Annotated in this window: 23 protein-coding genes and 3 pseudogenes; 10 read left to right on the forward strand and 16 right to left on the reverse strand. The window is 69.1% G+C overall.

Translation table 11 applies throughout. The annotated features are described in order from the left end of the window. The 4 genes from QMZ92_RS34105 to QMZ92_RS34130 all read left to right on the forward strand — a co-directional run. The coding region (locus QMZ92_RS34105; RefSeq protein WP_283301569.1) for a transposase at nt 1-483 on the forward strand (483 nt) is incomplete at its 5' end. Between the two features lie 141 nt (nt 484-624). Continuing rightward, nucleotides 625-1458, forward strand: a complete 834-nt coding sequence (locus tag QMZ92_RS34110; protein ID WP_283301571.1) for an alpha/beta fold hydrolase — start codon at nt 625-627, stop codon at nt 1456-1458. 726 nt (nt 1459-2184) lie between these two features. Next, a complete protein-coding gene (locus tag QMZ92_RS34125) occupies nt 2185-2463 on the forward strand; it encodes a type II toxin -antitoxin system TacA 1-like antitoxin (RefSeq protein WP_283301612.1) in 279 nt (92 codons plus the stop codon). Next, nucleotides 2460-2855: a fic family toxin-antitoxin system, toxin component gene (locus QMZ92_RS34130; RefSeq protein WP_283301573.1), complete on the forward strand. Its 396-nt coding sequence runs from the start codon at nt 2460-2462 to the stop codon at nt 2853-2855. Before QMZ92_RS34125 ends, QMZ92_RS34130 begins: the two co-directional genes overlap by 4 nt. 340 nt (nt 2856-3195) lie before the next feature. Here the strand turns inward: QMZ92_RS34130 and QMZ92_RS34135 are convergent. Continuing rightward, nucleotides 3196-4477: pseudogene (locus QMZ92_RS34135) on the reverse strand (IS701 family transposase). Between the two features lie 114 nt (nt 4478-4591). After that, nucleotides 4592-5110 (reverse strand): MarR family winged helix-turn-helix transcriptional regulator, encoded by a 519-nt coding sequence (locus QMZ92_RS34140; protein WP_283301576.1) that lies wholly within the window; start codon nt 5108-5110, stop codon nt 4592-4594. Between the two features lie 212 nt (nt 5111-5322). Here QMZ92_RS34140 and QMZ92_RS34145 point away from each other — a divergent pair. Continuing rightward, nucleotides 5323-5929: pseudogene (locus QMZ92_RS34145) on the forward strand (ISL3 family transposase); the annotation flags it as partial. 181 nt (nt 5930-6110) lie between these two features. Here the strand turns inward: QMZ92_RS34145 and QMZ92_RS34150 are convergent. Beyond that, the gene (locus QMZ92_RS34150; protein WP_283301579.1) at nt 6111-6578 is read right to left on the reverse strand and encodes a group II intron maturase-specific domain-containing protein; all 468 of its coding nucleotides are present in this window, start codon (nt 6576-6578) and stop codon (nt 6111-6113) included. A gap of 165 nt (nt 6579-6743) precedes the next feature. Between QMZ92_RS34150 and istA the strand changes: the two genes are divergently transcribed. Both istA and istB read left to right on the forward strand, forming a co-directional pair. Then, nucleotides 6744-8381, forward strand: coding sequence for an IS21 family transposase (gene istA, locus QMZ92_RS34155; RefSeq protein ID WP_283301580.1), 1638 nt, complete (start codon nt 6744-6746; stop codon nt 8379-8381). 12 nt (nt 8382-8393) lie between these two features. Then, entirely contained in the window at nt 8394-9188 is a 795-nt protein-coding gene (gene istB / locus QMZ92_RS34160) for an IS21-like element helper ATPase IstB (protein ID WP_283301581.1), read from the forward strand. 41 nt (nt 9189-9229) lie between these two features. On the opposite strand, the gene QMZ92_RS34165 is transcribed toward istB, so the two are convergent. From QMZ92_RS34165 to QMZ92_RS34185, 5 genes are all read right to left on the reverse strand, one after another. After that, nucleotides 9230-9664 carry a DUF6228 family protein gene (locus QMZ92_RS34165; RefSeq protein WP_283301582.1) on the reverse strand — a complete coding sequence of 145 codons (435 nt, stop codon included), beginning with the start codon at nt 9662-9664 and terminating at the stop codon, nt 9230-9232. A 251-nt stretch (nt 9665-9915) separates the two neighbouring features. Then, nucleotides 9916-10860, reverse strand: coding sequence for a reverse transcriptase domain-containing protein (locus QMZ92_RS34170; protein ID WP_349307792.1), 945 nt, complete (start codon nt 10858-10860; stop codon nt 9916-9918). Nucleotides 10861-11614: 754 nt separating this feature from the next. Continuing rightward, the gene (locus QMZ92_RS34175; protein WP_283301583.1) at nt 11615-12070 is read right to left on the reverse strand and encodes a tellurite resistance TerB family protein; all 456 of its coding nucleotides are present in this window, start codon (nt 12068-12070) and stop codon (nt 11615-11617) included. A 423-nt stretch (nt 12071-12493) separates the two neighbouring features. Then, the gene (locus QMZ92_RS34180; RefSeq protein ID WP_283301585.1) at nt 12494-13489 is read right to left on the reverse strand and encodes a sporulation protein; all 996 of its coding nucleotides are present in this window, start codon (nt 13487-13489) and stop codon (nt 12494-12496) included. A gap of 96 nt (nt 13490-13585) precedes the next feature. Continuing rightward, nucleotides 13586-13804, reverse strand: coding sequence for a hypothetical protein (locus QMZ92_RS34185; protein ID WP_283301587.1), 219 nt, complete (start codon nt 13802-13804; stop codon nt 13586-13588). 357 nt (nt 13805-14161) lie between these two features. Between QMZ92_RS34185 and QMZ92_RS34190 the strand changes: the two are divergent. Continuing rightward, nucleotides 14162-15032 (forward strand): annotated as a pseudogene (locus QMZ92_RS34190) (hemolysin family protein); the annotation flags it as partial. Nucleotides 15033-15755: 723 nt separating this feature from the next. On the opposite strand, the gene QMZ92_RS34195 reads toward QMZ92_RS34190, so the two are convergent. From QMZ92_RS34195 to QMZ92_RS34210, 4 genes are read right to left on the reverse strand one after another with little or no spacing between them, the layout of a single operon-like run. After that, nucleotides 15756-16628 carry a 5-oxoprolinase subunit C family protein gene (locus QMZ92_RS34195; protein ID WP_283301589.1) on the reverse strand — a complete coding sequence of 291 codons (873 nt, stop codon included), beginning with the start codon at nt 16626-16628 and terminating at the stop codon, nt 15756-15758. Continuing rightward, on the reverse strand, nt 16625-17299 hold the full coding sequence (locus tag QMZ92_RS34200; RefSeq protein WP_283301591.1) for a 5-oxoprolinase subunit B family protein: 675 nt from the start codon (nt 17297-17299) through the stop codon (nt 16625-16627). Before QMZ92_RS34200 ends, QMZ92_RS34195 begins: the two co-directional genes overlap by 4 nt. Continuing rightward, nucleotides 17296-18060 carry a LamB/YcsF family protein gene (locus tag QMZ92_RS34205; protein ID WP_283301593.1) on the reverse strand — a complete coding sequence of 255 codons (765 nt, stop codon included), beginning with the start codon at nt 18058-18060 and terminating at the stop codon, nt 17296-17298. Before QMZ92_RS34205 ends, QMZ92_RS34200 begins: the two co-directional genes overlap by 4 nt. A gap of 53 nt (nt 18061-18113) precedes the next feature. Next, nucleotides 18114-18908, reverse strand: coding sequence for a putative hydro-lyase (locus QMZ92_RS34210; RefSeq protein ID WP_283301595.1), 795 nt, complete (start codon nt 18906-18908; stop codon nt 18114-18116). Nucleotides 18909-19203: 295 nt separating this feature from the next. On the opposite strand from QMZ92_RS34210, the gene QMZ92_RS34215 reads away from it, so the two are divergent. After that, complete coding sequence (locus QMZ92_RS34215) at nt 19204-19920, forward strand: GntR family transcriptional regulator (protein ID WP_283301597.1); 717 nt, start codon at nt 19204-19206, stop codon at nt 19918-19920. Between the two features lie 385 nt (nt 19921-20305). Here QMZ92_RS34215 and QMZ92_RS34220 read toward each other — a convergent pair whose 3' ends face one another. The 4 genes from QMZ92_RS34220 to QMZ92_RS34235 all read right to left on the reverse strand — a co-directional run bounded on the left by QMZ92_RS34220 (nt 20306) and on the right by QMZ92_RS34235 (nt 23598). Then, nucleotides 20306-20494: a hypothetical protein gene (locus QMZ92_RS34220; RefSeq protein WP_283301600.1), complete on the reverse strand. Its 189-nt coding sequence runs from the start codon at nt 20492-20494 to the stop codon at nt 20306-20308. Next, the gene (locus tag QMZ92_RS34225) at nt 20491-21036 is read right to left on the reverse strand and encodes an ABC transporter substrate-binding protein (protein WP_283301602.1); all 546 of its coding nucleotides are present in this window, start codon (nt 21034-21036) and stop codon (nt 20491-20493) included. Before QMZ92_RS34225 ends, QMZ92_RS34220 begins: the two co-directional genes overlap by 4 nt. A 742-nt stretch (nt 21037-21778) precedes the next feature. Beyond that, nucleotides 21779-23047, reverse strand: coding sequence for an Nramp family divalent metal transporter (locus QMZ92_RS34230; protein WP_283301604.1), 1269 nt, complete (start codon nt 23045-23047; stop codon nt 21779-21781). A 275-nt stretch (nt 23048-23322) separates the two neighbouring features. Next, a complete protein-coding gene (locus QMZ92_RS34235) occupies nt 23323-23598 on the reverse strand; it encodes a hypothetical protein (protein WP_283301606.1) in 276 nt (91 codons plus the stop codon). A 390-nt stretch (nt 23599-23988) separates the two neighbouring features. On the opposite strand from QMZ92_RS34235, the gene QMZ92_RS34240 reads away from it, so the two are divergent. Then, nucleotides 23989-24268: biotin carboxylase N-terminal domain-containing protein (locus tag QMZ92_RS34240; RefSeq protein WP_283301608.1), on the forward strand; the 280-nt coding region annotated here is incomplete at its 3' end.

Raw genomic sequence — 24268 nt, forward strand, 5'->3', positions numbered from 1 at the left:
CCGTCCCTGGCCCGCTCGCTCGCGGCCGTCCACGAACAACGCCGGGCCCTGGAAGCCCAGATCAACGAACTGCTGGAGGCCCACCCTCTTTCCCCGGTCCTGACGTCGCTACCCGGCGTCGGCGTCAGGACCGCCGCAGTTCTCCTGGTCACCGTCGGCGACGGCACCAGCTTCCCCACCGCCGCCCACCTCGCCTCCTACGCCGGCCTCGCACCAGCCACCAAGTCCTCGGGCACCTCGATCCACGGCGAACACGCCCCCCGAGGCGGAAACCGGCAGCTCAAACGCGCGATGTTCCTCTCCGCGTTCGCCGCCCTGCACGACCCCGCCTCCCGCACCTACTACGACCGATGCCGGACCCGCGGGAAGACCCATACCCAAGCCCTCCTCCGACTCGCTCGCCACCGCATCAGCGTCCTGTACGCCATGCTCCGCGACGGCACCTTCTACCAGTCACGCGTCCCCGAGACAGCCGCCGCATGACCAGCCCGGGCTTGACGAAAGACATAGAGGCACCCCCCGGTGCCGGAACCGGGTATGTCCGGCCGACGGGGGCCAGGGGAGGGAGGAGCCGGTGATGTACCGCCCGTGGGTGTCGTACGGCCAGACATTGGGGACACAGCCGTGCATGCCTTTGATGGTCGGCCCCACACCTTCGACGCCCTGACCTCCGGCCACGCCGACGGTGAACTCGTCCTGCTCCTGCACGGCTTCCCCGAGTTCGCCGACTGCTGGACCGAAGAAACCCACGCCCTCGCCGAAGCCGGCTACCAGGCCGTCGCCGTGGACCAGCGCGGCTACTCCCCCGACGCCCGCCCCGAGGTGATCGAGGAGTACACCATCGACAAGCTGATCGCGGACGTACTCGGCGTCGCCGACGCTCTCGGTGCGGAGCGCTTCCATCTGTTCGGACACGACTGGGGCGGCATGGTCGCCTGGACACTGGCCTCCGCCCACCCCGAGCGGCTGCACACCTTCTCCGTACTCTCCACGCCGCACCCCCAGGCCCTCTACCGTGCCCTGAACAGCGGCGGCGACCAGCTGGAACGCTCCCAGTACGTCCAGCACTTCCCTCTCCCCGGCCACGTTGCCGAACAGAACCTGCTCGCGCACGACGCCGCCGGGCTCCAGGCGGTGTACCGGGGCGCGCTGTGCGAGCAGCAGACCCGGTCCAACGTCCGCAGACTCGCCGAAGGCGCGCTCACGGGCAAACTCAACTGGTACCGGGCACTCGGTGAGGACCTTCAGGTACCCGCCGGTGAGATCACCGTTCCCACCCTCTACCTGTGGGGCACCGAGGACCGGGCCTCCGGCCGCGAGGCAGCCGAGCTCACCGCGGAGTACGTCAAGGCGCCGTACCGCTTCGTCCCCCTGGAGGGCGCCCCCCACTGGCTGCCCGAAGTCAGCGCGGACGTGGTCAACCCCCTCCTCCTGGCCCACCTCGCGGGTACCAACTGACCGCTGCCGGTCCGGTGGCGTGTCGAGCAGACCTTCGGGATCATGAGCCGGTACCACCGTCTGCATCGCGACTACGAAGCGCTGCCCACTCGGTCCAGTCGATGATCCACTGGGCCATGGTCAACTCCATGACCCACCGCCTGACCGTGGAGCCGAACGAAATCGGGCAATACCTCCGCCCGAAACCATCCGCAGCAGCCTAAACCGGCACCGCGCACCCTCTCAGACCTTCCGGAACGGTCACCGGCCGGCCCTCCGAGGCTGCGAGCCGGTCAGCCAGTGCCCGGCCGGCCGCGGCCTCCCACTGTGGGCTCCACGACCACACGTGGTTCGACCAATGAGCCACTGCCATCCCGCGACCCCCATGTGGCGATCGGCTCGAGCGGAGGCATGTACTTCCCTTCCGCCAGCAGCTCTGCCCAGGAGAGTGGCGCGGAGTCGGTGCCGTCGGTGAGGAGGCGGCGCACGACGTCGGGGGGAGCGGTACCTCCTGCCGCAGTGAGCAGTCGTCGGTCCGGGTCGCCGTGAGCGACGCGGCGCGCCTTGGGCCTACCCGTCCGCATCCGGCCGGGCGGACATGGCGCGCAGTCGGGCACCGTCACATCGCAAGCAGATAGACGGCACCACCCGGACAACGCCACCACCCACCTCCCCCTCACTCGGGCAGGCCCTGGCTCCCTGAACGGTATCGCTGATACCGTTGGTGTCATGAAGGAGCAGAAGGCCATGAGCCTGCGTTTCCCCGACCCCGAGCAGCGGGCCGCGATTGCCGCCGCCGCCCGGCAGGAAGGGGTGAGCATGCAGGAGTACATCCTCTCCGCCGCCTACGCCCGCGCCACCGCCGTGGAGAACACGTTCCTCGACGCATTCCGGAAGTCGATGGCACGCAGCGGCGGCGTGTTCGCCGCGGAGCCCAGCACGGTGGATCCGTCGGCGGAGCAGCGGGCAGCCGAGCAGCAGGCCCTCGCCGAGCTGGAGCAGTCGGAAGCGGGCCGGGCCGCGTGACCCAGCCCGAGCCCGGACCCGAAACCCATCCGCTCGAGGTCGCCTACCTCCTCCACGCCGCCGAACTCCTGCCCGGGGACCCGCAGGTCGACGACCTCGGCCCGCTGTACGCGGCGGTGGCCCGGGTCAACGCCCGTGCCATGGAACACGACGTCTACGGCACGCTCAACCTCAAGGCCGCCGCTCTGCTGCAGACCCTGGCCAAACTCCCCTGCCTCGAGCACTCCAACGAGGCTTTCGCCTGGCACTCCACCGAGGCCTACCTCGTCCTCAACGGCCGCCACCTCGCCTATGAGCCCAAGGACGCCCTCGCCCTCGTCTGCGACGCCGCCACCGGCGCCCTCGGTGTTCCCCGCATCGCCCGCCAATTCCGCGACTGGACCACCCCCTGACCCTGGTGTCGTAGGCCGTACCGGAGCAGAGCAGACCAAGGTGCTCTGCCTCTACCGCATAACCGCGCGGATTCCTCGACGGCGAAGGCTTCGGCCGCACGACCGCCACTCGCACCGGCACCACACCATTCCGCGGATTGCGGCGTTCCGGACGGGGTGAGGCAGGTGATGGCGCGCTGGACCTGCACATGTGCAGAGGGCGGGATGCGTACGTCGGCTACCCGGCCCGCGGTGATCGAGTCGCCGCGGCCCCTGACGCTGCGACCATCGGGTGCGGCCCCCTGGTGCGGGGCCTCGTCGGAATGCGTGCACGGCTAGTACTCCAGTGCGGTTTCGTGATCTATCCGCCGGTCTCGTCGGCTGACCGTTGTCGGTAATGGCTGTGTCGGGCTGTTGCCTGGTGGCGTCTGCGCCAGATTGACCAGTGCAGGATCCTGGCCGTGGTCACGGGCGGAGGGCCGAAGACGGTGGTGAGCAGGTGGCGGATCTCCGGGACGGTCAAGGAGATCGGTTCGCTGCTGCGGGCTGGGCGGTGCGGATCGGTGGGCCGCTTCGGTGCCGCGTCGGCGGCGACGGCGGCCAGGAAGACCAGAGCGAGCATGGCGAGCGTGATGTGCCGGTGCCATGAGGTCCAGTGCCTGACCTGGTAGTGGTCGAGTCCGACTTGGCTCTTCGCGGCCTGGAAGCACTCCTCGACGCTCCAGCGGACGCCGGCGACGCGAGCGAGTTCCGCAAGGGTGACCGTGGTGGGACCAGCACAGGTAGAAGGCCAGTTCACCGCTGGTGCGGTTGCGGCGGACGAGCAGGTGGCGGTGGCGGCCGGTGCCGATGTGGATCCAGGCCCAGTCGTAGTAGCGCGGGCCCTTCGCACCAGGGCCTGCACTCTGCCGCTGCCAAGCAGTGGCGGGCAGTCGGCTCGCAACGGTGTCCGCGCGGACAGGGGTTCGGCCCTGGTTGATCTGCACTCTCGTCGAGCAGGCGACCGCGAGGACGTAGCCGGTCCCGCGTGTCTCCAGGGCGGCGCGGAGCTGCGGGTCCTGGCCGTAGGCTTCGTCGCCGGTCACCCACGATGCTTCCACGCCGGCGTCCAGCGCAGCAGCGATCATCTCCCAGGCCAGGCGCGGCTTGGTCGCGAACTCCACAGTCTCGGGTATCCCGGTCGCCTGGCGGCGCTCCAGATCGGCGCACCAGGACTGTTCGGGCAGGTAGAGGCGACGGTCGATCAACGCCCGTCCCCTGCTGGTGGCGTAGGCGAGGAAGACGCCGACCTGGGCGTTTTCGATGCGCCCGGCGGTGCCGGTGTACTGTCGCTGGACGCCCGCCGAGGCCCGGCCCTTCTTCACGAAGCCGGTCTCGTCCACGATCAGCACGCCGTCGTCGGTGCCGAGGTGTTCGACGGCGTAGGCGCGGACATCGTCGCGGACGGCAGCGGCGTCCCAGCGGGCGTAGCGCAGCAGCCGTTGCATCGGCCCCGGCCGGATGTGTCCGGCTTGTTCGGCCAGATGCCAGCAGTTCTTCCGCTCCGCTTGCGACAGCAGCCCGAGCAGATAGGCGCGGGCACTCGCCCTCGGTTCAACTCGGCCGAAGCGGCCCGCGATCCGGGCCATGGCCTGGTCGAACATCGCCCGCCAGCGGGCAGGGTCTACGCTATGGCCCGCGGCCACCGCACGATCTTCGTTTGTCCACACACCAACCGGTGATCACGCGGTGGCCGCACCGGTTCCCAGCTGGGGCCGTCACGAGATCGCAAGATCAGGACGGACTACCAGAAGTTCCGTTGCCTCGACATTGGCCACCATCCTGCGCAGCACCTTGAGCGCGGCCACGTACTCCTCGTCGCTGATGCCCTGGTGGACCACGGCCCGTACCTCGGTTGCAAGCTCACGGAGCCGTACTCTGGCAGCCTCCCCGGCATCCGTGAGGTGCAGGCACTGCCCGTCGTCGATCCGGAGCCATTCGCGGTGGAGTAACTGGTCGATGATCCTGGTGATCTCGTGCGGTCCGTCGGCGAGGTGCGTCAGCTGCGCGACTACCTCCTCGCGGCTCGGCGCTGCGGGGCCGCCGTTCACGCGGTTGAGCACCCAGTACTGCGGCTGTGTGACGTCGATCCTGGCCATGGCGTCACGCAGAAGCCGGGTGACGGCCGCATGGGTCAGGCCGCACCAGTAGCCGACCGGCTGAGTGGCCAGCATGTCATCGGTGGCGGCCGGGTTCGCCGGTGCCTGGTCGGTGGTGGATCCAGTCAGTAATTCCATGATCGCGACGCTACATTCACCCGGCACGCCGAACCATCGGAATGCGACATCTACTGCAACTCGCCCGGGGTGCCCATCGGAACCATCGGCCGCCACACTCTTCGGGTCCGTCGCAGCCCGCGCCGTCATGCCGAAGCCCACCGCGACCTGAGCCGACGATGGCTCACCCACGCAGCCGGCGGGTCCATCACGAAACCGTACTGGAGTACTAGCACTGGCGGACAGTGGCCGACGCGCCGGTCAACGAACGACGGGTGGTGGTCCGTGTGCGGGTGCGGCGCCTGGATGTGTCCCACGCGCGGCTGCCGCCACACCTTCCGCGAGCAGGTGCCCGGAGTGCTGGACCGATATCAGCGGCAAACCGTCCGCCTGACCAGGCAAGTCAAGGCCGTGGTCGATGAGTTGGCGGCCCGGGCCGGGACGCGTTTGCCGACGGTACTCGCGGTGAGCCTGTCACGTCACATCGTCCTGCGCACGCTGCTGCGGATCCCGCTGCCCGTCGGGCGGGTGCCCCGCGTGATCGGCAACGACGACTTCGCCCTGCGTCGGCGGCACCGCTACGCCACCCTGATCACCAACGCCGAGACCCATGAACGGACCGACGTACTGCCCGACCGCACCGCCGACACCCTGGAAGCATGGACGCGCGAGCATCCCGGCATCGAGATCGTGTGCCGCGCCGGCTCCGCCACCTACGCCGAGGCCATCCGCCGCGCCCTGCCCGACGCGGTCCAGGTCGCCGACCGGCGGCACCTGTGGCACAACCTCTGCGAAGCCGCCCTGGGCGAGGTCAAAGCACACAGCACCTGCTGGGCCGCCGGTGGCGGAGGAGGGTGAAGCCTGCTCCGCCACCGCATCCTCCTCGGATAGCACCACCCTCCGCTACCGCTGAGTAGGCCCGGAGCGCGGTGCTGGGATTGCTCCCGGTCCGTTTCTCCGGACCTCTCGCCGAACCCGCCGTGCGTCTCTCAACGCAACGGGCTCTCCACGGTTTCTGCCGTCAGACGGGGTTCGCTGGCTGCCATGGGTTGGGGATCGTGCTGGCCCGGTATCGGTAACGGCTGACCGTGACCGATGCGATCCGGAACAGCTCGATCCCGTCTGCCGCGATAGGTCGCCACCGCCCGGTGGGGGTGGTGAACCGGCGGCGGACGTCGCCCCAACTCCATCGGTGACGTTCCCGCAGCATGCGGATGAGACGCCACCACACGAAGGCGTCGAGCCTGTCGAAGACATGCTTGGCGACAGCGTGCTTGAAGTAGTTGGCCCAACCGCGCATGATCTGAGTGAGTCTGATCAGCACAGTGGCAAGATCCTGCTGCGATGTCCTGCCTGTCAGAGCACGGACCTTCGCCTTCAGCGACCGGATGGGCCGGTCGGAGATGAAGGTGTAGACGTGCCACTTGGTCGTGCCTCCTTTGCGTTTCCACTGGATGCGGAAGCCCAAGAAGTCGAACCCGTCGCTCATGTGCGCGATCCTGGTCTTGGTGGCTCTGAACGACTTCTCTGGCCCCGGTGGAACGAGTTCGGTGGCCCCAGGGGCTTGATCGGGAAATGAGTGTTCGTCAGAAGTGGCCCCGGGGGCGGTCTTGTGGTGGGAGCATCGTTGTGCTCCGACAGTCAGGGGGCCCGGATGGACGGCCCGAGAACCAAGGTTGAGCTCTTCGCGGCGATCCGCCGGGATGCGCGTGTGGAGAAGCTGTCGATCCGCGAACTCTCTCGCCGCTACGGGGTGCACCGGCGACTGGTCCGCGAGGCTCTGACGTCGCCGTGGCCGACTGCGCGTAAGCCGATGCCGCCACGCGCGTCGGTTCTGGACCCGTACAAGCATCTGATCGACTCGATCCTGCGCGCCGACCTGGACGCTCCGCGCAAGCAGCGGCACACCGCCAAGCGGGTCTTCGACCGGCTGGTGGACGAGCACAGCATGGAGGACGTCTCCTACGGCCGGGTACGGGACTACATCAGGCGCCGCAAGCCTGAGATATGGGTCGAGGAGGGACGCGGCCCGCCCGCAGTGTTCATTCCGCAGACCCACCGGCCCGGCGAGGAGGCCGAGGTCGACTTCGGCGACGTCTACATCACCCTCAACGGCGTGCGCACCCTGTGCTACCTGTTCGTCTTCCGGCTGTCCTTCTCCGGGAAGGCCGTCCACCGCATCTTCCTCTCGCAGGGGCAGGAAGCCTTCTTCGAAGGCCACCTCCACGCGTTTGAAGTGCTGGGAGGCGTCCCGCGTGGGAAAGTCCGCTACGACAACCTCACCTCCGCGGTCGCCCGGGTCCTCGGCTTCACCCGCGCCCGGGTGGAGACCGACCGCTGGACGGCCTTCCGTTCGTGGGCCGGCCTGGAGGTCTTCTACTGCGCGCCGGGCATCGACGGCGCCCACGAAAAGGGTGGCGTCGAAGGTGAGGTCGGTCGGTTCCGCCGCAACCACCTGGTCCCGGTCCCCGACGTCACCAGCCTGGCCGAGCTTAACGCCCAGATCGACGCGTGGGATCGGCAGGACGACCAGCGCCGGATCGGCGAACGCCCTCGCACTGTCGGTGAGTACTTCGCCATCGAGAAACCCCTTCTGCAGCCGCTGCCCGAGGACCATTTTGAGACCGGCAGGCTCCTGACACCGCGAGTGGACCGCTACGCGCAGATCACCGTGCGGATGAACCACTATTCGGTGCCGGTACGGCTGATCGGCCGCCAGGTCCGCGTCCTGCTGCACGCCAGCGAACTGATGGTCTACGACGGCCGCACCGAAGTCGCCCGGCACGAGCGCCTGGCCACCCGCGGCGGCAGCCGCCTGGACCTGGACCACTATCTGGAAGGACTGCTGCGCAAACCCGGAGCACTGCCCGGCGCCACCGCGCTGGACCAGGCCCGGGCGGCGGGGAAGTTCACCCCGGTGCACGACGCCTGGTGGGAGGCCACCCGCCGCGCACACGGTGACGCGGCCGGCACCCGCGCGCTGATCGAGGTCCTGCTGCTGCACCGGCACATGAGCCACGACCACGTCGTCGCCGGAACCGCCGCCGCTCTGAGGGCCGGGGCCCTGACCTCGGACGCGGTGGCCCTGGAAGCACGCCGAGCCGCCGAACGCGACACCCCCGGCGAGGCCGACCCGCAGGCGACACCGGGGCGGATCGCCTCCCCCGTGGTGTCGCTGGCCGCACGCCGTCTGGCCGCGCTGCCGCCCGACTCGCGCCCGCTGCCCTCGGTGGCCGCCTACGACCAGCTGCTTCGTCACACCCGGCCACCGGCCGAGCGCCCCACCAGCTAAAGGAGTCCCGCCATGAGTGTCACCCGCCACCGCGGCCTGACCGAACCGGCTGCCGACGCGGCCATCGACGCCGCCTGCCGCAACCTGCGGCTGCCCACCATGCGCGGCCAGTTCTCCGAGCTCGCCGACGCAGCGGCCCGCGACCAGATGACCTACCGCGGGTTCCTGGCCGAGCTGCTGATGGCCGAGTGCGACGACCGCAACCGCCGCCGCTCCGAGCGCCGCATCAAAGCCGCGGGCTTCCCTCGGGAGAAGGCACTGCGCACCTTCGAGTTCGACGCGAACCCCGCCATCGACCCAGCCGCCATCCACACCCTGGCCTCCTGCGACTGGGTCCGCAAAGGGCTACCGCTGTGTCTGATCGGCGACAGCGGCACCGGCAAGTCACACCTGCTGATCGCGTTGGGCACCGAGGCCGCGATGGCCGGCTTCCGGGTCAAGTACGTACTGGCCACCAAACTCGTCAACGAACTCGTGGAGGCCGCCGACGAGAAGCTGCTGACCAAGACCATCGCCCGCTACGGACGGGTCGATCTTCTCTGTATTGACGAGCTCGGCTATATGGAGCTGGACCGGCGCGGAGCCGAACTACTGTTCCAGGTTCTGACAGAGCGTGAGGAAAAGAACAGCGTGGCGATCGCCTCCAACGAGTCGTTCTCCTCCTGGACCAAGACGTTCACCGACCCCCGGCTCTGCGCGGCCATCGTGGATCGCCTCACCTTCGGCGGCAACATCATCGAGACCGGCAGCGACTCCTACCGCCTCGCCCACACCAAAGCCCGCGCTGAGCAGCAAGCCGTCGGCTGAACCTGATCCGGGAGTGCTTGCGCGGAGCGAACATGGGCAACCTACCCCTGGCCCAGGAATTCCCGCAGGTCCGCGGCTACAGCCGTCATCCCTTCACCGGCTTCGATCACGGTCGTCACCGTGCACTTCCAGTCACCGGGAAAGAAGCCGGAACGAAGCGTCCAGTCCACATACACATGACCACCCGAGCCGAAGGTCGCCGTCACGACCAGGTGGTTGTTGCTCCAAACCCGCTCCTCCTCCCAACCACGGAAATCGCGCGCGAGGCCGTCGAAGAACTCGCTCATGTCATCCCAGACGGTGACGGTCACGTTCTCGAGCCGTGCACGCACACCATCAGCAACGGCCTCCACCGCGAAGACGGTCTCGTACTCATCCGCACGCGACCAGTCGAACAACCGGACAGAGGCCGCCAGCGCCCCCGGCCCCCGCACGACGAGCTCGACCTGCCCGGGACCCACCTCGATCAGACTCACCCGCCGAAGGATACGGACGTCAACACGTTGACAACATCACGTTTCCGCGGCCCCGGACCGCTGCTACTTCTCATCAACATTCGGAGGCCCAGCAGCAACCAGCTGTTCCCAGCTCCGACCGACAAGTGCTCTTCGTTCTGACCTATGCAGCCACGACGCCCCAGGGCCGGAACCTCATCTCGCTGAGGTGGGGCCAATCGACTCGTTCACGACAGGCCCCGAAGATCGCACATTGGGGCCAGAGGACCCGTTCATCTGGGGCCAGAAGACTCGTTCGAGGCCATCTTGGCCTGCGACAGACGCAATCCCAGAGGTTCGAGCACGCCAGCGACTTCCTCGCGCAGTGTCGCGGTGTCGGCCTCGGTGCCGTGCACCAGGACGACGAAGTCATCCGCGTAACGGACGACCCGCCACGTGGGTTGACCTTTGCGCCGCCGGTAGGCGCGCTTGCCTTCGGTGGCCATCGCCCCACCTGGTTCCCACGGCCCGTGCAGGTGCTCGTCGAGCGCCGACAAGGCGATGTTCGCCAGCAGCGGGGACAGGATGCCGCCTTGCGGGGCGCCGGTCAGTGTCTCCTTGTTCTCGCCGAGTTCCGTGAGGACTCCGGCCTTGAGGAAGGACTTGACCAGCGTCAGGACGCGCTTGTCCTTCACCCGATGACGCACTCGGTCCATGAGAGCCGTGTGGTCGATCGAGTCGAAGCACGCCTCGATGTCCGCATCCAGCACCCAGCGATACCCCCGGGTGCCGAAGTAGTGGATCTCGGCGATCGCGTCCTGGGCCCGCCGTCGGGGCCGGAACCCGTAGGAGACCGGCTTGAAGTCGGCCTCGAAGATCGGTTCCAGCACCAGCTTCAGCGCAGCCTGAACGACCCGGTCCACGATCGTCGGAATCCCGAGCTTGCGGACCTTCCCCGAGCCTCCCGGCTTGGGGATCATGCGTTCCCGCACCGGCAAGGGACGGAACCTGCCGTCCTTGAGGGCGGCCCGCAGGTCGTTCAGGAACCCGGGAACACCGATCGACTCCTCGACATCGGTGGCTGTCAGGCCGTCGACGCCGGGAGTGCGGGCTCCCTGGTTGCCCGCGACCCGGTCGAACGCCACCAACAGCGTCGCCGGGTCGTGCACGAAGTTGAACAGGTCATCGAACCGGCGGCCGGGATCGGCCACCGTCCAACGGTGAAGCTTGGTCTGCATCTCCAGTACCCGGGCCCGAGGGCCCAGAGCTCCGCCATTCGGCGGGGCGTCTTCCGGCATTGCAGCATCCTTCCCTTCTCGATACCGCTGCCGCCCTTCCCCATGCGGCCGGCTCTCCCGGCCTCGGAGTACTACGGCGGCTCCGCCCCGTCCCCAACCGATCAGCGGTCGATGCGCTCAGCCCCGGCAGCCTGCTGGAGACAGGTGACAGGGCGAGGTTCGGGACGGTTCCCGTGTTCACTGTGGTTCGCTCGATGAAGGAGGAGCCCGACTGTGTCCCTGCGGCATCGCCACGAGTACGCCGCAGGCTTTCCTCGTGGCCTCCCGGCCAGCTTCAGTAGACCGACCCAGGAGTTGGCAGACCACCCGAAAGGATGACCTGCATACGCGCCGCTTCCGGCCCTGATCCGCCAGGTTCGAGCCGGTGTCTCCTTGAGAGACGTAAGACGCCGGTTCCTCGCGTACTCCTCTCCATCACGCTTGCCGGACCCGCCCCATCTGGCAGTACTGGCAACGTCCCGGCGTTGTCAGGGCCGCTCTCACCCTCCCCGGCATCACCCGGATCAGGCTGCCCTCAGCTTCAACCCGACTGCTGCGACAGCGGGTTGGTGCAGGTCTTCCACCTCCACTCGAACCAACAGCGCCTCACGGCGCAAACTGAATGTGAGACAGGGCCGTTCGATTGACAGACCCTGGGGCGATGCGCCGGGCCGCGCCTCTGTCGACTCGGCCCGGCACACGCACCGCACGGCGGTCAGAGATCGAACTCGTGGGGCGGCAGGTCGAGAGTGAAGCAGGCTTCCCGGACGACGGCCTGTTCGGTCTTGTCGAAGTCGCCGTCGGCACCGCCGATGACGATGCCGATCTGGATGACGGCACGCGCCTCGGCGGGCTTCTTCTTCGCCTTGGCGATCTCCTGCAGCACGCTCACCTTGCCGAAGTCGAAGTCGGCGGTGAGCTTGTTGAGATTGTCCTCGAAGCGCCGCTGAAGGTCGATGGCATCGAAATTCTGCAGCACCTCGTTGGTGGCAATGAGCTGGGCCACCCGGCGGCGCTCGGCAGGGTCAATGGTGCCGTCCGCAGCGGCGACGAGCGCGCACATGGCCATGCTCGCGTCGCGGAAGGCACCGCTCTTGAGGTCGTTCCTCTTCGCCACGAGCTGGGTCTGCATCGTCGATGCGGACTCCTTGATTCGGTCCCACAGGGCCATGAGAACTCCGTATGGTCGGGGATTGGACCGTTCCGACAGCGGTCCGGCGCTCCAGCAGTATCTACAGCAACGTAGAAACTAGCGGCTCGGCGGATAAGTTCCCGTGATTCTCGCGGGAGGTTCGGGTGAAGTGGCGAGCACGCAGGTTCGTTGGAGCCTCATGCCCTGGTCCTTCGCGAGGTCAATCAGGCCATCGGGTAGAGGTGGGAACTCGGCCTTGCCCCCTGAGCGCCCGGCCGCGCGCGCTTCGCGACCGCATTTGGAAGGCCTGCTCCTCGTCGCATGGACCGCGGGTTCGCCACCCTAAGGATCAGCTCGCGACGAATTCTGGTCAGGGCCCGGACGGCTGGGCGAGCCGGGCTGAACCGATCAATTCTGTGCCAGGTCGGCAACTGATCGGTCTCATCGGCTCGCCCAGGCCGGTCAGTCCTCTTCTTCCTCGTCGCCCTCGAAGAAGTCACCGACCTCGTCGACGACTTCCGCCGCGACCATGCCGACGGCAAGTCCGGCCGCACCCACAGCGATGGCGGTGCCCGTGCCGGGGCCGGAGCGGTGGTCGTCGTGCCCGTGTCCATGTCCGTGGTGACTGCCGTGGCTACCGGCGTGCGATTCACCGTAGCCGTAGGCGGACTGCGCCCCGCAGGACGTCCGGTGCTCGATGAGCTGACGGATCCATCCGTCGACGATCGCGTTCCAGTCCTGGTGTGCGACGCCGTCGTGGGGGACCGTGAACCGGGTGATGGCGTCGTGGCCCTCGGAGAAGAACCCGCCGCGCTTGTCCGCCTCCAGCACCACCTCCAGGCCTCCGGGGCTCGCGAGGAAGGTCACCTCGATCTCGTTGACCTGCTGCGCATATTGCGGCGCCGGGGCGAGCTCGAACTCCTGGTAGAAGGGGAGTTGCTGTCCGGTGCCGGCGATACGGCCGTACTCCAGATCGGCGGACTTGAAGCCGAAGCCGAGCTGGCCGAGCGCTTCGAGGATCGCCTCCTCGACCGGCAGCGGGCCCACCGCCACCTGGTCGAGGTCGCCCTTGTCCTTCGCGCCGGCCACTGCCAGCTCCGTGCGCGCAGAGAGGGCGATTCCCAGGCTCTGCCCATGCAGTTCGCTGATCGGGGTTTCCCACGGAAGCATCACGGTGAAGGGGACGCTCCGCACCTCGCCTGCCGCCAACTGGAAGCCGCCGCCCACCGTGAACCGAGCGAAGGTGACGGCGCCTTCGCTTTCCCCCTCCTCGTGCTCGGCCTCGACCCGAGCCACCAGTTCCAGTGAGACGTGCTCGATGTCGAAGTCGTTGTCCCCGCCCTTGAGATGGATCTGCCCGGACAGGCCACCCCCGGGGACGGTCGTGCCGGGGGCGAGGACCGTGTCGACCGTGGGGCCGCCCACGCCGAGCGATCCGAGCAGTCGTTTGAACACCATCGTGGCGTCCACTCCTTCAAACCTACTTGTGCTTCGTGAGAGCAGTGCCGTGCGCCCGTGCAGGCGTCACGGCACCACGCACATGCGACCGGCGGGCTACTTGGCAGCGCCGAGGGCGACCAGTGCCTGTGCCCAGCGGGCGTACTTCAAATCGGCCAGGTCCGCTACGGTCTTGACCCCGAACGCTTCCTGCAACAGCTCTCCGTCTCGGTCGGAGACCCCTTTCAGCGCGCTTACTGGTGCTGCCAGGATCTCGGGCAGGCTCTTGTCGGCCCACGCCTTGTCGAGCACCTTGTTCAGGTCTACCGAAGCCATGCGTCCTCTTTCGTCGTGAGAGCAGGTGAGAGGCGAGCGCCGCGGGGGAACTACCCCTGGCAGCAACACGTTCCCTCTACAGACTCGTAGAAGCATAGGGCTGCCGAGGCCGCTCCAAGGCATGTGCCGGGGGGTACGGCGGGAAAGTCTGAAAAGCGTCCTCCAGCGAGACCGGCCAGGGGCTTGACCTCGACACTTTGCCTGTCCATTAAGGTAATGGCATCCGATTCCGGGCCCTGCGACCAGCGAGGGTCTCCGGACCCTCCAGCAACAGAAGGAGCGATGGTCCCCCGATGGGGTGAGCCTCCCCGGTAGCCGTGCCGATTCCCGCCCACCCGAGGGATGGGGGGTGGCACGGTGCCTGAAGTCCTGCTGCTGGTGGCCTTCCTCCTCACTCTGGTCTGCGCGCTGTTCGTCGCGGCCGAGTTCTCGCTGACCACCGTCGAGCGCGCTGAACTGGAGCGCGCCGCGACGGCGCGCGAGCGGGGCGCCGAGGGCGCGCTGCGGCCGTACGCCGGCTGACCGTCCAGCTCTCCGGCGCCCAGCTGGGCATCACCGTTACCTCGCTGGTGATCGGCATGCGCGCCGAGCCGTCCCTCGCCGCGCTGCTGCGGGGGCCGTTGGAGGCGGCCGGTCTGGGCGGTGCCGCTCCGACGGTGGCGACCGTGCTGGACGTGGCGCTCTCCACGGTCGTACTGATGGTCGTCGGTGAACTGGTGCCGAAGTACCGGGCGGTCTCCCTCCCGCCGGCCGTCGCCAAGGTGGTCGCCGGTCCGCAGCGCGGCTTCACGGCCGCCTACGGCCCGTTCATCCGCCTTCTCAATGACACCGCGAACCGCTTCGTACGCCGCTTCGGCCTGGAACCCGCCGACGAGCTCGACTCCGCGCGCAGCCTCGAGGAACTCATCGCGCTGGCCCGCCACTCGGCGGCCCGGAGCGCCCTGGAGCGGTCGACGTCCAGGCGCTGGAAACGCACACGACGGCCGCCGACGCGGCGAACCTGTCGTGCGCCACCGGCCTGTCCCGCTTCCCTGTCTACCGCGACAGCCTCGACGAGGTCATCAGCACCGTCCACATCCGCGACGTGCTGGCCCTGAACCTCGAGCGGCGCCCGACCACACCGGTCACCGAACTGGCCACCGAACCCCTGCCGGTACCCGACAGCCTCACCACCGACCGGCTGCTGGAGAGGCTGCGGGCCCACCGCACCATGGCCGTCGTCGCCGATCGCGCCCGCCCTTGGCCAACTCGCGAGCATCCCGACGTCGTTTCCGCCGAGGTCCCGCACCTGTTGGCGCGGCTGGCTGCCCGATCCGCGAGACCCACGAGGCGTACGGCACGCTCGGGTTGCCGTACTCGCGCTGACCGGTGCGCGGTTCTGGCGGGGGCCACTCTCTGTCGGCAGTCGGCGAGTGGATCGCCGACGCCCCGCCGCACATCCTTCAACGCCTCGGCATACGCTTCGCCCCACTGTTCCCGAAGCGGTTCCTGCCTGCGGAAAAGACGGTCCGGCGGTTACTGGCCCGCATCGGCGCCGACGCGCTGGACCGGGCGGTCGGACAGTGGCTCGCCGACCGCCACCCGAAGACGACCGGGTTGCGCAGCCTCGCCGTGGACGGCAAAAGCCTGCGCGGCGCGGCAAGAGCGAACGGCCACAAGATCCCCTTGCTCGCCGCACTGAAGCACCCCACCAGCCTGGTCCTGCCTGCTTCCCGCCGCTGCTGGACACCGTCACCGGCCATCTGCTCGCGGCTTGCGGTCTCGACGAGGTCGGGGAGCCGAGGGCGGATGGCGGGCCGGCGGAGCATGCGGCATGCCCGAACGGTGAGGGCGCTGCCCAGCATCACGGGTGGAGAGCCTGTGGAACCCGGCGAAAGCCTCCGGCAGCCGAACGGGCAAGACCCATGCCAAGCCTGCGGGCAGTCCCGCCCCCAGCGCTTCGGGCAGGTTCCTACGGCCGGCGGCGGCTCGGCAGAAATCGAACGGTGAGGCCCGGCACGGCCTGAGCGGCTGCCGGCAGCTGGTTCTCGGGGACGACGCCGATCACGGGATAGCCGCCAGTGGTGGGGCAGTCGGCGAGGAAGACCACTGGTTTCCCGTCCGGCGGCACCTGGACGGCCCCCACCACCATGCCCTCGCTCGGCATTTCGTCGTGCACTGCCCGTTCCAAGGTGGGGCCGTCCGTCCGCAGCGCGATGCGGTTGCTGTGGGAGGAGACATGGAAGCGGGCCGTGGCGAGCGTGTTGAGCGCAGTGGTGGTGAACCAGTCGTCCCGGGGGCCGAGCAGTACCGGAAGCACCAGTTCCTGCGGAGGTCCCTGCCACACGACCGTGTCGGTGTGCAGAGGTGAGCCGGTCACCTCACCCACGGGCAGGGTGTCCCCGTCCCTGAGAGGTGCCGGGCCGAGGCCGGAGAGCAGGTCGGTGGAGCGGCTTGCGAGGACGGGGGGTACCGCGATGCCTCCGCTGACGGCTACGTAGCTGCGCAGGCCGCTGGTGGTTGTACCTACGTGGAGCGTTGCACCGGCCGGCAGGTACACGGGGCTTGCCCACGCCGCCGGCCGGCCGTTGACCCGCACCGGTGCCGGGGCCCCGGTCACGGCGACGATCGCGGCCTGGGCCGTACGCACGGCCACCCCGGTCAGCGTGGTCTCCAGCGTGGCCGCGTCTGCGGGGTTGCCCACCAGCTGGTTCGCCAGTCGGTGTGCCGGCCGGTCCAGTGCCCCGGAGCGCGGGACGCCCAAGCCGGCGTGGCCGAACCGGCCCAGGTCCTGGATGGTGGTGAGGGTGCCTGCCCGGAGGACCTCCAGTTTGCCGCCGCTCATGTGATGCGCCTTCCGGCTTCTGTCGCCTGCCTGGGTCCGTCCGTGTCCTCGGATCCCGGCTCCTGGGGGATGAACCGCACGCGCATGCCGGCCATCAGCAGTGCGGCGGGCTCGCGCTCCATGTCCCACAGGCGTACGTGGGTCGTTCCGATCAGTTGCCAGCCGCCGGGGGAAGCCCGCGGGTAGATCCCGGTGTAGGGGCCTGCAAGCGCTACGGAGCCGGCGGGTACCGAGGTGCGCGGCGCGGCATGACGCGGTACGTGATGTGCGTCGCCGAGCCCGGTCATGTAGGCGAATCCCGGGGAGAAACCGCAGAAGGCGACGCGGTGTTCGATGCCGCTGTGAATGCGTGCCACCTCGTCCTCGGCGACTCCCCACAAGCCGGCGACCGCACCGATATCGGTGCCGTTGTAGTGCACGGGGATCTCCAGGACAGGGCCGCTGCCGGACGACAGAGCGGGAACGGTCCACCGGCGCAACTCCGCCTCCACGGCGCGGACGTCGGCCACCCCGTACAGCAGAACGGTCTTCTCCCCGGGCACGATCTCCCGCACCGATGCCGCTGTTGCCGCGCTGCGCCAGGTCAGGAGCCTGGCGTGCCAGGCCTGGGCCTGCTCACGCGTGTCCAGGTCGACGAGCAGGGAGTCCTCCCCCACCGGCCGCAGCCTCATGCGAACGCCTCCACCCTGACTCCGGCCGCCTCCAGCGCCGCACGTACCTGCTTGGCCAGTTCGACTGCTCCGGGCGTGTCCCCGTGCAGGCACAGGGAACGCGCCTCGACGGAAATCGATCCGCCGTCCACCGTGGTGACGCTGCGTTCGCGCGCGAGGGCGACCGCTCTGCCGGCGACCTGCCCGGGGTCGGCGATCACCGCGCCGTGGGTGGTTCGGGGCACGAGGGTACCTGTGGCCGTGTAGGCGCGGTCGACGAACGCCTCGTCGACCGTGGTCAGGCTGATGCGCTGGGCCTGTTCGTGCATGGCGGATCCGGGCAGGCACAGCACGGACAGTGCGGGGTCTGCGAGTGCCGTGCCCGCGGCCACGGCGGACGCCTGCTCCTGGTCGGACACCACGCGGTTGTACAGCGCGCCGTGAGGCTTGACGTAGGCGACCGTCGCCCCGGCAGCCCGGGCGAACACCTGAAGGGAACCGATCTGGTAGGCGATCTCGTCGGCGAGTTCCTCCGCCGGCACATCCATGGCGCGACGGCCGAATCCGGCCAGGTCCCGGTAGGAGACCTGGGCGCCGATCCTCACGCCGCGCTCGGCCGCGATGTCGCAGACCCGGCGCATGATGCTCGGGTCACCCGCGTGGAAGCCGCAGGCGATGTTGGCGCTGGTGACGACCGACAGCATGGCCTCGTCGTCGGTGAGGACCCATCGTCCGTAACCTTCTGCGAGGTCTGCGTTGAGGTCGATCACGATGTCTGTCATCGCTGGTTTGTCTCCTTGGAGCAGTCCGTTTGGCATGAGACACCACTGCGGCTTCATCCGAGACGGTAGTCCGCGTCTCGGGCGTCGGTGATCAGCATGAACCCGGGTGCATGAGTGACCGCGAAGGGGGGTCGCGAGGCCATCAGGGCCGCCTGCGGCGTCACGCCGCAGGCCCAGAACACGGGCACGTCGCCCGGCTCTGCCTCCACGGGGTCCCCGAAGTCCGGATGGCCGAGGTCCTCGATGCCCAAGGGGCCGGGTTCCCCCACATGCACCGGCCCCCCGTGCACCGCGGGCATCAGGGCGCTCACGCGGCCGGCGATGCCCACGAGGTCGGCCGGGACCTGCCGCATGGACACCACCATGCGGCCGTGCAGCCGACCGGCCGGGCGGCAGTCGAGGCTCGTCCGGTACATCGCGACATTGCGCCCCTGGTCGACGTGGCGCAGCGGTACCCCCGCGTCCCTCAGCGCGCTTTCGAAGGTGAAGCTGCAGCCGATGAGAAAGGTGACCAGGTCGCTGCGCCAGACGTCGACGACGTCGCACGGCTCCTCGACCAGCCGGCCGTTCTCCCAGACGCGGTAGCGAGGGACGTCGGTGCGCAGGTCGGCGCCGGCGGCCAGCGTCGTGGACCACGATCCCGCGTCGGTGACGTCCAGGACGGGACAGGCTTGGGAATTGCGCTGACAGAACAGCAGAACGTCATAGGCCCAGTCGGCGGGGACGGCGATGAGGTTGGCCTGGGCGTGGGCGGCACACCAACCAGCGGTGGGTACACTCACGCCGCCCCGGAACAGCGCCCGCGCCTCGCTCGGGGCAAGGGCCTCCGGATGGGTGACTGCTGTCATCAACGGTCCTTTCGTCACGACCGGCTACCCCTGGAATTCCCGCCGTCCCGCGCAGCAGGGCGTGCGATGCCGAGGGCCGGGAACACCTGTCTTGTTCACCCGCCTTGACCTGCATGTCTTTGATGGCCGAGCAAGATTGCCTGCGACCGCACCGAACCAACATAGAGGATCGTTGAACAATCCGACAAGGGTCGTGTTGTTTCGTTCGCGGGTTTCCGATTGACTGGACGACACAGCAGGCCCCTACCGGGCGGCCGTCGGACACCGTCGGCCGTGATGAGAAGGATGGACAGCCATGACAGCCGAGGTCGGCCCGGCCGCGCTCGTCAGTGACCGCGCGCTGCTCGGGCGCTCCAGCACCGCCGACCGGGTCGCCGACATCCTGCGCGCGCGTATCGCCGAGGGGTACCTGCCGCCGGGGAGCAAACTCTCCGAGGACGCCATCGGCAACGCGCTGGGGATCTCCCGCAACACTCTCCGGGAGGCGTTTCGCCTCCTCACCCATGAGAGGCTGCTGGTTCACGAGCTCAACCGCGGCGTGTTCGTCCGCGTGCTCACCGTGCAGGACGTCACCGACATCTACCAGGTGCGCAGACTCATCGAGTGTGCCGCGGTACGTAATCTCGGCGTACCGCCCTATGACCTGAGCACGGCCGAGGCTGCCGTCGCCGTCGGGGAGAAGGCGGCCAGGGAAGGTGCCTGGCGCGAACTGGGCACCGCCAACATCTACTTCCACCACGCCGTCGTGGCCCTCGCTCACAGCAAGCGCCTGGACGAGCTGATGCGCGGGGTCCTCGCCGAACTGCGGCTGGTCTTCCACGCCATGGACAATCCGCGCGATTTCCACGAGCCCTACCTGGCCCGCAACCGGGAGATCCTCGCCGCGCTGAAGGCGGCGGACAGGGTCAAGGCCGAACTGCTGCTGGCCGCCTATCTCGACGACGCCGAGAAGCAGCTCGTCCAGAGGTACTCCGACAGCATCGCCGCCGAGGGCGGCACCGCACGCCTTTGACGTGCTCTCCGATGCGGGTCCTGCCCGCGTTGCGGCGGAGGGCGCAGAAGCGGGCCGGCCTGACACGAGAGGCGGTCTCGTGGGTGCCGGGACCTCACGGTGGCACACGGACGTGACCGGCGGCCGTCGCCCCTGCGGTCCCGGTTCGCCCCACCGTCGGCCCCACCGGCCTGCGGCGCCTTGGGAGAAACCGGTTTCCTCCGGACGGCCGCGGTTCCGACGTGGGTTTCACCGCCTCCGCCGAGGGACTTTCACCGGCGCGGCCGGGGCCCTCCCGGGCCGGGCCCCGGTCCGGACGCGGCGCGAGGGCGCGAGAACCGTCGCCCGGCCGGCGAGGTCCCCGTCGCATGCCGAGGAGCATCGAGGAGCGAGGAGCGAGGACAGCTCATCCTGCGTCGTCGGTCATGGGCCGTTGCAGCCGAGCGTGGGCGACGTCGAAGGGACAGACGAGGCGGTGCCGCCCCTCACGGATCTGCTCCACGACGCCACGGGCCCTGGTGTTCCGGTGGTTGGCGTCGGGCCTCACGCCGTTCCACGGCATGATCGTCTCCCGCCCCGGCACATCGGTGTTCACCAGCCCCGAGCGGATGTCGGCCGGTGTACGGGACCCGGCGTCGTCGATCGCCTGTGCGAGGGCATGACGGCGGTGAACGCGCGGGCAGCACCGTCGTTCATGGGCGCCTCGTAGGTCCGCCGGTAGAGGTCCGCGACGGCTTTGGCCGCGGGGTTGTGCCGGGCCAGGCCGGAAGACCAGGCGAAGCGGCTGCAGACTCCCTCCCTCAAACGCTCGTCCTCGCGGGGGAAGGCCCGATCCGCATGGCCCCCTCCGAAGGCCATGAGCGCAGGCGGCCGGTAGGCGAGGCGGTCGAGGGCAGCGTTCAGCGCCAGGGCCTGTGGGGTGGACAGCAGGGTCAGGACGACTTCGGGGTCCGAGGCGCGCACCGCCTGTGCTTGGGAGGACAGGTCCGTGGACTGGGCACTGACCGTGACGTCGGCGACGACTTTGCCGTCGATGTGCGAGGCGAGGCGTTCGACGGAGGTTCCCTTGCTCTGGCGTTCCTTGAGGAGGGAGAACACCGCACGGCTGCAGCCCAGGTCGGAGGGGCCGGTGCGCAAGAACCAGTCCAGTCCGCGCTCGGTCAGCGACGACGCCGAGGAATTCCCGTTCGCACAAGGGATGCTCAGTAACTCCGCGCGTGCGCCGGTTGCCTTGGTGACGGCCCCTGCTCTGCGCTTTCAGGACGGCGTCACCGGCGTGGGGCAAGGATCGGGCCGCAGCGCGGGGCGCGGCCGGCGCCGCACGGTGTCATCGTCTCGGCGGCCGGTTGACGGGTTCCTGCCGCAGGGCGTGTCGGGGGCGGTGCGCCGAGGGTCCTCCCGTGTGGTCCGGGCGCTCCGCGGCAGCGCTTGGGGCCTCTCGTCCTGCCGTGCGGGGGCGCGGCGGGTGGTGCCCGCGGTCGGCCGGATGCGCCCGGCAGTGGCCTGCGGGCCCGCAGGCCACTGCCGGGCGCATCGTCATCGGTGAACTCTTCGCCGTTCGGGCGAGAGGACGGCCGATGGCAGCGCATGTCTTCACAGAAGGACTGACCAGGCTGCCGGCCAGACCACGGCGTGTACCCGNAGAGGACGGCCGATGGCAGCGCATGTCTTCACAGAAGGACTGACCAGGCTGCCGGCCAGACCACGGCGTGTACCCGCGGACACTGCCGTCGGCGGCTTGACGACGGCTGCCGCACGCGACGTTCGCACTGGTCACCGCGGTCGGCAGGGCCCCGTTGCCACCCACGTGCCAGGCTTTCCTCGAGTCTGCTTGGCCGGTGGTCCCCGTGCGACACCGTGGGCACCTTCCTGTCCACGCTCAGCCCACGACACCCGTTGCGCGCAGGATGTTGAAGACCCCGAGACCCGTCGCCACGAGCACCACCACGCCTCCGAGCACATTTCGGGTGAGGTTGTTGCGGTGGTCACCGAGCAGATCGCGGCGGTTCATCACCATCAGCAGGAAGACCGCGACGATCGGCAGCAGCAGCCCGTTGGCCGCCTGGGCGAAGAGGATCGCGGTGACGGGGCTCTCGCCGAGCACCGCGAAGATGGTGCCCGCGACGATCACCAGTGCCCAGATCGCGCGGAACCTGGTGGCCTTCAGGTCCGGCTTCCAGCCCAGCGCCCCACTGACCGCGAACGCGGCCGCCAGCGGCGCGGTGATCGCGCTGGTGAGTCCGGCTGCGAACAGGCCGAGCGCGAAGAAGGCCTGGGCCCACGAGCCGAGCAGCGGTTCCAGCTGCGCCGCCATGTCGGCGGCGCTCTTGACGCCGAGCCCCTTGGTGAACATGGCCGTCGCCGCGGTGGTGAAGATTGCGAGAGTGATCAGGCCGCCCAGGCCTATGGCGAGGTAGGTGTCGCCGCGCGACTCCTTCAGCGCCTCCTCGACGGGCACGTCCTCGCTCCACTTCTCCTGGACGGAGCTGGCGTGCAGGAACAGGTTGTAGGGCACGACGGTGGTGCCGATGAGCGCGATCACCATGAGCGTCGAGCCGGTGGGAACCGACGGGACGAGCCCGCCGAACAGGTCTCCCAGAGACGGCCGCACAATCACCGCCGTCGCGACGAACACCACGCTCATCAGGACGACGAGGGCGATGATCGCCCCCTCGATCAGACGGTAGGTGCCGGTCAGGAGCAGGATGAAGGCCCCGACGCCCACCACCCCGGCCCACACCTGGGGCGACACCCCGGTCAGGGCTTCGAGGCCGAGGCCGGCGCCGGTGAGATTCCCGGTCTGGAAGGCCGAGTTGCCGAACGCGATCGCGACCACGACCAGGCCGACGGCGCCGTACATCACGGCGGGCTGGGAGAAGGTCGTGCGCAGCGCCTCGCCGAGACCGGTGCGGCTCACGATGCCGAGGCGGGCCGACATCTCCTGCAGCACCATCGCCGCACCGACGGAGAACACCACCGCCCACACCAGCGCGAAGCCGAGGCTCGCGCCGGAGATGCTTGCGGTCGTCACCGTTCCGGGGCCGATGAACGCGGCGGCCACCAGCAGCCCCGGCCCGAATCTGCGGGTCCCGGGGCGGGGGACACGCTGCCGTCCCGCGGAATCCGCTCGGCTGTCGACTTCACTCATGGGAGCTCCTTACGATCCGTGCGCGTGTTCGCGGCTCGACGTGGGAACAAAGTAGAGATCGTTGAACGATCCTTCAAGGGGTGGAGAGGCTTCGTCTACGACTCGGTTTCGCATCGGTGAACCGGCACGATGCCGGACACTCGACCCGAACCGGCCGGGCGGGCGGCGCTCGGCAGCACGACCCACACCACGTGACCGTGCGGCAGACGCCAGGAGCCCCAGCTCGATGGCGCGCCTGAACCAGGTACAGACCCCGCCCGCCGCCGTGGACGTCGTCACCTGGATCGCGGGGGCCGGAACGCCGCGCCACCCCCGCTCGTGGCCGCCGACCTCGAGACTGATCGCTCCCCCGCCCCCGTGCGGATGCGCCGCACGGCGTGCCAGACCGGGTCGCAGTGCGAGCCGTGACGGATCGCGTCGGTCAGGAGTTCGGAGACGATCAGCTGCACGTCGTCGACCCGATGCGGCAGACCCCACGCCCACAGCCGGCCCTCGGCCTGCCGGCGGGCGGACCGGACCGAGCGGGCCGAGGAGGACGGGACCCAGGTCACCCGTCCGGCACCGACCGGAGCCGGCCCGGCGGAACCCCGCTGCGCCGCATTCACCCGAAAGCGGCAAGGTGCGGGCCGCGGCTTCCGGGTGCGGTGGCACCTCGCCTTTGAGGCCTCCTTTCGCCTCCGTTCATGCGCAGGCGGTCCCGGGTCCCGACGCCCCCGATCCGAGACGACAGCCAAAATCCTCATTGAGGAATTGTTCAACAATCCTTAGACTGTGCGTCGCTCGCCGTGCCGTCCCGGCGGTGACGTTCCCCAGGACGGCGCCCGCCGTCCGGGCCGAGCAGCAGCCACCTGCAGGGGCCGGGAAGCAACCGCCGCAGCCCTCGCCCGCTTGCCTGATACGGCGACCGCAGAGCGCTCAACCGGGTTCACAAAGGAGCCATCGTGCGCAAGGTGCTCATCGCCAACCGAGGCGAGATCGCTGTCCGCGTTGCCCGTGCATGCCGGGACGCCGGGATCGCGAGCGTAGCCGTCTACGCCGACCCGGACCGTGACGCTCTGCACGTCCGCGCGGCCGACGAAGCGTTCGCCCTGGGCGGTGACACCCCGGCCGCCAGCTACCTGGACATGGCCAAGGTCGGCTACGTCGGCGCCGGCACCGTGGAGTTCCTCGTCGGCAACGACGGCACGATCTCCTTCCTCGAGGTCAACACCCGCCTGCAGG

The sequence above is a fragment of the Streptomyces sp. HNM0645 genome (genome assembly GCF_030056615.1).
GTDB lineage: Bacteria > Actinomycetota > Actinomycetes > Streptomycetales > Streptomycetaceae > Streptomyces > Streptomyces marianii.

Coding starts and splice junctions, on each gene's coding strand:
- QMZ92_RS34200 (WP_283301591.1), bottom strand. CDS start 17,299: ATGAGGCTGCGGCCGGTGGGGGAGGACTCCCTGCTCGTCGACCTGGAC.
- QMZ92_RS34180 (WP_283301585.1), bottom strand. CDS start 13,489: ATGGTGTTCAAACGACTGCTCGGATCGCTCGGCGTGGGCGGCCCCACG.
- QMZ92_RS34185 (WP_283301587.1), bottom strand. CDS start 13,804: ATGGCTTCGGTAGACCTGAACAAGGTGCTCGACAAGGCGTGGGCCGAC.
- QMZ92_RS34140 (WP_283301576.1), bottom strand. CDS start 5,110: ATGGAATTACTGACTGGATCCACCACCGACCAGGCACCGGCGAACCCG.
- QMZ92_RS34150 (WP_283301579.1), bottom strand. CDS start 6,578: ATGAGCGACGGGTTCGACTTCTTGGGCTTCCGCATCCAGTGGAAACGC.
- QMZ92_RS34170 (WP_349307792.1), bottom strand. CDS start 10,860: ATGCAGACCAAGCTTCACCGTTGGACGGTGGCCGATCCCGGCCGCCGG.
- QMZ92_RS34210 (WP_283301595.1), bottom strand. CDS start 18,908: ATGACAGCAGTCACCCATCCGGAGGCCCTTGCCCCGAGCGAGGCGCGG.
- QMZ92_RS34230 (WP_283301604.1), bottom strand. CDS start 23,047: ATGAGTGAAGTCGACAGCCGAGCGGATTCCGCGGGACGGCAGCGTGTC.
- QMZ92_RS34205 (WP_283301593.1), bottom strand. CDS start 18,060: ATGACAGACATCGTGATCGACCTCAACGCAGACCTCGCAGAAGGTTAC.
- QMZ92_RS34195 (WP_283301589.1), bottom strand. CDS start 16,628: ATGAGCGGCGGCAAACTGGAGGTCCTCCGGGCAGGCACCCTCACCACC.
- QMZ92_RS34125 (WP_283301612.1), top strand. CDS start 2,185: ATGAGCCTGCGTTTCCCCGACCCCGAGCAGCGGGCCGCGATTGCCGCC.
- istB (WP_283301581.1), top strand. CDS start 8,394: ATGAGTGTCACCCGCCACCGCGGCCTGACCGAACCGGCTGCCGACGCG.
- QMZ92_RS34215 (WP_283301597.1), top strand. CDS start 19,204: ATGACAGCCGAGGTCGGCCCGGCCGCGCTCGTCAGTGACCGCGCGCTG.
- QMZ92_RS34175 (WP_283301583.1), bottom strand. CDS start 12,070: ATGGCCCTGTGGGACCGAATCAAGGAGTCCGCATCGACGATGCAGACC.
- istA (WP_283301580.1), top strand. CDS start 6,744: ATGGACGGCCCGAGAACCAAGGTTGAGCTCTTCGCGGCGATCCGCCGG.